Source organism: Acetomicrobium sp. (genome assembly GCF_059026225.1).
Genome location: NZ_JBWQOQ010000008.1, coordinates 108,131 through 115,000 on the forward strand (window position 1 = coordinate 108,131; position 6,870 = coordinate 115,000).

8 protein-coding genes (1 of these 8 running past the window's edge) are annotated in these 6,870 nt (G+C 44.0%); all 8 read left to right on the forward strand.

Going from position 1 to position 6,870, the window contains the following annotated elements; translation table 11 throughout:
* Positions 1-2: 2 nt before the first annotated feature.
* Tightly spaced (at most 4 nt apart), the 8 genes in view from AC5SXE_RS10290 to recA form a layout consistent with a single transcriptional unit that may run on beyond the window.
* Entirely contained in the window at positions 3-1,130 is a 1,128-nt protein-coding gene (locus AC5SXE_RS10290) for a PASTA domain-containing protein (RefSeq protein WP_310847894.1), read from the forward strand.
* Entirely contained in the window at positions 1,127-1,801 is a 675-nt protein-coding gene (gene rpe, locus AC5SXE_RS10295) for a ribulose-phosphate 3-epimerase (RefSeq protein WP_310847893.1), read from the forward strand. The genes AC5SXE_RS10290 and rpe overlap by 4 nt, the downstream gene beginning before the upstream one ends.
* A gap of 3 nt (positions 1,802-1,804) precedes the next feature.
* A complete protein-coding gene (locus AC5SXE_RS10300) occupies positions 1,805-2,692 on the forward strand; it encodes a helix-turn-helix domain-containing protein (RefSeq protein ID WP_303884084.1) in 888 nt (295 codons plus the stop codon).
* The gene (rimO, locus tag AC5SXE_RS10305; RefSeq protein ID WP_303884083.1) at positions 2,692-4,011 is read left to right on the forward strand and encodes a 30S ribosomal protein S12 methylthiotransferase RimO; all 1,320 of its coding nucleotides are present in this window, start codon (positions 2,692-2,694) and stop codon (positions 4,009-4,011) included. Before AC5SXE_RS10300 ends, rimO begins: the two co-directional genes overlap by 1 nt.
* Positions 3,992-4,453, forward strand: coding sequence for a phosphatidylglycerophosphatase A family protein (locus AC5SXE_RS10310; protein ID WP_303884081.1), 462 nt, complete (start codon positions 3,992-3,994; stop codon positions 4,451-4,453). The genes rimO and AC5SXE_RS10310 overlap by 20 nt, the downstream gene beginning before the upstream one ends.
* Positions 4,454-4,457: 4 nt before the next feature.
* The gene (locus tag AC5SXE_RS10315; protein WP_323721832.1) at positions 4,458-5,702 is read left to right on the forward strand and encodes a nicotinamide-nucleotide amidohydrolase family protein; all 1,245 of its coding nucleotides are present in this window, start codon (positions 4,458-4,460) and stop codon (positions 5,700-5,702) included.
* Positions 5,671-6,273, forward strand: a complete 603-nt coding sequence (gene thpR, locus AC5SXE_RS10320) for an RNA 2',3'-cyclic phosphodiesterase (RefSeq protein WP_303884098.1) — start codon at positions 5,671-5,673, stop codon at positions 6,271-6,273. The genes AC5SXE_RS10315 and thpR overlap by 32 nt, the downstream gene beginning before the upstream one ends.
* Before the next feature lie 3 nt (positions 6,274-6,276).
* A protein-coding gene (gene recA, locus AC5SXE_RS10325; RefSeq protein ID WP_303884078.1) for a recombinase RecA crosses the window boundary here: on the forward strand, positions 6,277-6,870 show its 5' portion. Its footprint extends 552 nt past the window's final position; only the first 594 of its 1,146 coding nucleotides appear in the window; the start codon lies at positions 6,277-6,279; the stop codon falls past the right edge of the window.

Here is a 6,870-nt window from a genome sequence, read left to right on the forward strand (position 1 = left end):
AGATGAGGCGCTGGGTTAGCCTCTCATTGTTAGTTGTTTTACTCGTGTTGGTATGTAGTGGTTTGACAATATTGTATTTTGTCTTTTTCGGTGGCGGCTCCACGATGATGCCTGATTTGGTGGGCGAGAGCGTTATCGTGGCCATGGAGCGCTTGCAGCAGTTGGGATTATTGCCTCGAGTTGAAGAAGTCGGCTCTTACAAAGAGCCGGGTGTTGTGTTGGAGCAATTGCCCGAGGCCGGGACAAAGATTAAGCGTGGCAGAGTTGCTATATTAAAAGCGAGTAGCAGCGGCGAGCGATTTCCTCTTCCGGACATAAGGGGAATGCAATATGAGAGCGCTTTACATAAAATAGAAGAAGCTGGTTTTGTTGCCGGAGATGTCCTTCGTATTTATGACAAGAATATACCTCCTGGTGTAGTAATAGCGCAAAGTCCAGCAGCACCTTCGAGAGCACCCTTGAAGACCAGGGTCAATGTTTTAGTTAGCCTTGGTCCGAATGTTGGCGAACATAATGTTTTTCCATTGCCTAACGTTACGGGAATGAACGTAGATGAAGCTAAAAAGGCATTAAGCGATATTGGTATATTCGCTAAGAACATTGAATATGTAGATACTATTTCTACACAGCAAGGTATTGTAATGGCAACCAGGCCGAAAGAAGGAACACAAGTTACCAGGGGGAGCCAGGTGACGCTAGTTGTATCTAGCGGCAAGGCGCCACAAAAACCGCAAACTCAGGAGATGGCTCGAGTGCCTGGAGCCGTAGTACCTCAGGACAAGGTTATAGTGCCATCTAAACCTGCTGTTTCGTCTGAGTCATTGCAATCTAGTCAAGAAAAAGGCGCCGTGAAAACGGAGCCTGCCAAAACAACTGAATTGCCCTTACAGGAAAAAGATGTGAGTGAGCAAAAAGAAGCCAAACAAGCTAAGATACGTTATCCCGTTCCCCCTTTATCACGACCGCTGAGCCTTGAAATTAAAGCCACGGATAAGCGTGGTGAGAGAACGGTTTTGAACAAAGAGGTAAAGGGTGGCGAATACATAAAGCTCGATGTGCCCTACACTGAAGAACTAGTCGTCACTATTTATTTGGGAGGAGAGTTTGTTTGGGAGGAGAGGTACTTTTGAGAAAGGTGATCTTAGCGCCATCTCTTTTGTCAGCCGATCCGCTAAACATAGCTAGGGATATCGAAAAGATTAAGGGTGAATATGATTGGCTGCATATCGATGTCATGGATGGACATTTTGTTCCGAACCTAGCTTATGGACCATCTTTGGTTTCTGCTCTTAAAAGCAGGCATGACATTACGTCTCCCATCGATGTCCACTTAATGGTCGAGCCCCCAGAAAATTTCATAGATTTATTTCTTCCGTTAAAAGTTGACTATTTGACCATACAGATTGAATCTACGCCTCATGCACATAGAGTTTTACAATGTATACGAGATGGAGGGGCAAAGTGTGGCCTTGCCATTAATCCAGGCACACCTGTAGAATGGGTCGCACCTCTGCTTTTTTTAGTTGACATGATTTTGGTAATGTCCGTAAATCCCGGGTTTGGTGGCCAAGAATTCATCCCACAAGTTCTTGAAAAAGTTGAATGGCTTTACCGGGAGAGAACTGTAAATAACCTTAATTTTCTGATAGAAATGGATGGAGGGTTAGGGCTTGACAATATACAAGACGTTGTACGTCATGGCTGTGATGTGGTTGTCGCTGGAAACGCTGTGTTTGGCCATGAAGATCCTGCTCAAGCATTGAAAGCTATGCGGAACAAGATAATGGAGGTGTTCCGATAACTGATGAATGAAAACGGTTTTCAAGACAAAAATCTCGCAGAACTTGGAGAGATTTTACGCCGTACGCGAGAGGAGAAGGGGATATCGTTAGAAGACGTAGTTAAAGATACAAAAATACCCCGAAGACATCTTATGGCCATCGAAAGCGGCTCTATAGACGAGCTTCCGGGGAAAGCCTTTGCTCGATGTTTTATCAAGGAATATCTGAATTATTTGAAGCTAGAAAGGCTTTGGCCTCAATATGATTCTCTTGTTGCTCTTGATGAGCAGGTGGAGATTTCACAAGTATTGGGCACCTACACGCCACCGCCAAAAGGGTTTAAAACCACCTCCCGATGGTGGGTGTATGCTGTCTTGATCGTGCTTTTGGTAACAAGTGGCGGTCTTTTATATGTTCGAAGGGAGCACATAATCAACGTTATTAAACAGCAAAGTCAGATTGCGCCCTCTGAGGAAATTGCGAAAGAAACGATTAAAACTCCCGAAGATATTTTAACAGTCCTCAATGAAACTGAGGGAGTTCAAGGAAAAATAACCCTTACGGATGAATTGAAGGAAAAAGCAACTTTGCCATCAACGCCTTTGCTACAAGAAGCGAAAGAAAAACAAAAGCCCACAGAAGAGCTGCCTAAAACTCTAGAAATTACGGCTGCGAGGGGAAACTGCTGGATTCGAGTTTTAAGAGGTGACGAAAAGATATACGAAGGAACCCTTAGGAGAAACGAGAGCAAGATCTTTGAAACAAAAAACGAGCCGTTGAGGGTTCGCTTTGGAAATTTCTCCACTGTGGATATAAAATGGATGGGAAAAGTTCCGGAGATACCTGACAAGCGTGCTTCGGTTATCACGCTCCTTTATCAGGCTGATGGGAAGGTTGTGAAGGTTGATTAATGGGTGAGAAAGTATTTATTCTCAGTTTGGGATGCGCTAAAAATCAAGTTGACAGTGAAAACCTTGCCGGAATGATGGTTTCAGAAGGATTTGAGATTGTCGATACGCCAGATTTAGCGGATATAGCGTTAGTTAATACTTGTGCTTTTATAGAACCAGCAGTCAGGGAAAGCATAGATGTTGCCTTGCAACTTGAAGAATTAAAGAACTCCAGGAAGGTCAAAAAGATCGGGATTTTGGGATGCCTTTTAAATCGCTACGGGGATGATCTAAAAAAGGAATTTCCTACAGTTGATATATGGGCAAGAGCTGAAGAATGGGAGAAAGTTTTAACTTATCTGGGGAAAAATGAGATATGCTTTGATTCGCGTGCGCGTGGTTTCATTCCGGAGACCGTTAAGTGGAGTCGTTATCTTAAGATTGTGGAAGGGTGTAACAATCGATGCAGCTACTGTACGATACCCAAAATTCGCGGTCCTTTAAGAAGTAGGCCAATTGGGGAAATTATTGAAGAAGCTCAACTTTTAGTCTCTCAAGGTGCGAAAGAGCTTTGCCTCGTAGGGCAGGATATCGCAGCCTATGGCATAGAGGGCGACGGTAAACCTCATTTAACTGAATTACTGAAAACCCTCGATAAAGAACTCCCACCGGATACATGGGTTAGGCTTTTATATCTTCATCCAGTTCACATAGACGAAAAGACTATGGATCACATAGCTTCTTGTAAAAAAGTTTTGAGGTATCTGGATATTCCCATTCAACATGTTGACGATGAAATTCTTTCATCCATGAATCGAAAAGTTACCGAACCGGATTTGAAGAGGATATTTTCATATGCGAGGGAAATTGATCCGGACTTTGCCTTGAGAACTACGATAATGGTCGGGTTTCCCGGAGAGGACGACATTAAATTTCAAAAAGTTCTTCACTTTCTTGATGAGATGGAGATCGATAGGGTTGGCGCGTTTTTGTACTCGCCCGAGGATGGCACTGAAGCTGCCAACTTAAAGAGGCAAGTCCCGGAGAAAGTCAAGCGAAATAGATACGATACGCTAATGGAATTGCAAGCTTTTGTTTCATTGCGGCGTCAAGAACGTTTTCTAAATCGATCGCTTAAGGTGCTAATAGAAGAAACTGACAGTTACGGTGGTTATGCTTTAGGAAGATCTTTTAGGGAGGCTCCTGAGGTCGATGGCTTGATTGTAATAAGGAATGCGGACAATTTGGCTCCGGGATCTTTTGCAGAGGTAAAGGTCATATCCGCTTCTGAACATGATATGGAAGCTGAGGTCATATTCGATGAAGGGCAATCTGATTGAAGAAGCAGCTGTCTTATGGGGGATTGGTCGAATCTCATCGATGCCGGGCACTTTGGCGTCTTGTATTGCTGCTAGCCTTCTTATCTTCTTTAGGCCCGCTTTGTGGATGATAATTATGATTATGTTAATTGGGGTCTTCGTCTCAGACCGATATTCTAAGAAGAAAGGGGAGAAAGACCCTAAAGAGGTAGTCATCGATGAAGTGGTGGGAACTTGGTTTGCGTTATATGGGCATTCGACTGGTCATATCATTGCTGGGCTTTTTTTGTTCAGGATACTTGATATATTTAAGCCTTTCCCAATTTCTTGGACCGAAAAGGCCCCAGGTGGTTGGGGGATAATGGCAGATGATGTTGTAGGAGGCATAATAGCCAACCTTATTTTATGTGCTGTAAAGTGGCTTTATTTTGAGGGTGGTTTCGTGACTATTCTTGCGAGGTAAAATGATGATCGAAAAAAGCGCGGTATTAATTGCTGTTGGCGATGAGTTGATTTTAGGGCTTCAAAAGGAGGCCAATGCCTATTGGCTGTCTAGAGAATTGGTGCTTCATGGTTATGATGTAGTGGCTTTGGAGGTAATAGGGGATGATGAGGAGGTTTTGGTCGATCTCCTTAATCGTTGGGCAGGAAAGGTCGCACTCATCGTAATTTCCGGTGGGTTGGGACCCACACATGATGATAGAACGAGGGAATCCTTAGCCAAGTTTTTGAATTTACCGCTTGTGAGGGATGACGAAGCGTACGACCAGATAATTGCGAGGTATCCGTTGGAATCCAGGGAGAATCTTGAGCGATCTCGCGAAAAACAAGCTTCCATGCCAAAAGGTGCACGGCCGATTAACAACCCCTTAGGTTCTGCCCTTGGTTTTGCCATTACCGTAAAAGAAACTGAGATTTTTGCTCTTCCGGGTGTCCCTGAAGAATTTAAGGCCATGGCAAAACATTTACTGGATTCTTTGGAGAAAGAAGCCTTGTTGCATTTTGCCCTGTGCAAGGTTATTGGTTGGCCTGAGGTACAGCTGAAGGACCGTATAGCTGACATCGTTCAAAGATATCCCGCCAACATTATCTTTTTGCCGGAGCCAAATGTGGTTACTGTGGCAATCAGAGGTCCCGAAAGGTTGGTTTCATCTTTGAAAATAGAAATAAGAGGAATTTTAGAAAACGATGTCCTTCCTGAAGGGGTAGATAACTTGGAAGAAGCTATAATTAATCTAGCATCGAAATTAGATATTAACATAGCCTTTGCCGAGTCTTGTACAGGAGGTATGGTAGGAGAATCGATTACAAAGGTTCCAGGAGCCTCTTCGGTCTTCGTTGGCAGTGCTGTTTGTTACAGCAATCAAGCCAAAGAGACAGTATTGGGGGTTCCGAAGGAAGTGATAGAAAAAATTGGAGCTGTTAGTGAGGAATGCGCTCTTGCAATGGCTCGCGGTGCTGCTAATCTTTTCGAGACTGATTGTTCAGCGTCCATCACTGGCATAGCCGGACCCTCTGGCGGAAGCTTGCATAAACCTGTTGGTACTGTTTGTTTTGCTGTGACATGTTTGCAAAATCACAGGACGTGGACAAGGCATCTTCAGGGAGATAGGGAAATGATTCGTCTTTGGAGTAATAATATTGCCCTAGAGGCGGTTTGGAGGGAATTAAAGAAGCTTGATGGCAAAAGAAGAAGTGAAGGATCGAATTAGGTGTTTTGTGTGTATTGAATTAGACGAGCCTTTGAAAGATGAGATTTGGAAATTGATAAAAAAACTTAGCGCTCTTGCTCCAAATTTAAAATGGGCAAGGGAAGAAGCACTCCATTTAACGCTCAAATTTTGCGGAAATCTACCAAAAGCTACCGTTGAAATTATGATTCAGCGGTTACAGGAAAGTATAAAACAGTCCAATATTGAACCCTTTATTCTAGAGCTTTCCGGCATAGGGGGTTTCCCAACGTTAAAACGACCAAGAGTTTTGTGGTTAGGAGTGTCTGGCGATTTGACTTCCCTATTAGGACTACAATCGATAGTGGAAGATGTATGCTCTTCTTTCAGAGAAGTCCATAGGGATGATAAACCGTTTTCTCCGCATTTGACACTGGCGAGGATTAAAAGGCCATCTGATATTACTCCCTCCATTGTGGAGCATCTGCCTTTGGTGGAGTTTCCAAAGCTTTTATGGCATGTAAAAGTGCTCACTTTTATGAAAAGTGACCTAACACCTGAGGGGGCCATTTATACCCCTCTAGCTCGTTATCATCTAGGAGGTGCCGCATAGAATATGGCAAAAAAAGAAAATCCCAAAACTAGGGAAGATATACTCCAACAGGCCATTTCCGATATAAAGAGTAAATTTGGGGATGGAGCTATAATGCGGTTAGGCGATGGTGGCGTTTCGCCGGTTGAAGTTATCCCAACGGGCATATTGCCCCTAGATGTTGCTTTAGGCATAGGAGGGTTGCCTCGAGGGAGAATCATCGAAATTTTTGGACCCGAAGGATCTGGCAAGACTACACTTGCTCTTCATCCTCTGGCTGAAGCGCAAAAGATGGGTGGGGTAGCTGCATTCATCGACGCAGAGCATGCCTTAGATCCATCTCTGGCTATTTCCGTGGGTGTTGATGCCAAGAGCCTGTTTATCTCTCAACCCGACAGTGGCGAGCAGGCATTATATATCTTGGATTCCTTGGTCAGAAGTGGCGCGGTCGATATTATCGTCATAGATTCTGTCGCGGCGCTTACGCCTCAAGCGGAAATAGACGGGAAAATTGGGGAGACTCAGGTGGGATTGCAGGCTCGTTTGATGTCTTATGCTCTCAGAAGGTTGGCCAGTTCCATATCAAAAAGTAAATGCATTGTTGTCTTTATAAACCAA

Bases quoted from the DNA above. Each gene is read 5' to 3' on its own strand.
- AC5SXE_RS10290 (WP_310847894.1), top strand. From the start codon at position 3: ATGAGGCGCTGGGTTAGCCTCTCATTGTTAGTTGTTTTACTCGTGTTG.
- AC5SXE_RS10300 (WP_303884084.1), top strand. From the start codon at position 1,805: ATGAATGAAAACGGTTTTCAAGACAAAAATCTCGCAGAACTTGGAGAG.
- rimO (WP_303884083.1), top strand. From the start codon at position 2,692: ATGGGTGAGAAAGTATTTATTCTCAGTTTGGGATGCGCTAAAAATCAA.
- AC5SXE_RS10310 (WP_303884081.1), top strand. From the start codon at position 3,992: ATGAAGGGCAATCTGATTGAAGAAGCAGCTGTCTTATGGGGGATTGGT.
- AC5SXE_RS10315 (WP_323721832.1), top strand. From the start codon at position 4,458: ATGATCGAAAAAAGCGCGGTATTAATTGCTGTTGGCGATGAGTTGATT.
- thpR (WP_303884098.1), top strand. From the start codon at position 5,671: ATGGCAAAAGAAGAAGTGAAGGATCGAATTAGGTGTTTTGTGTGTATT.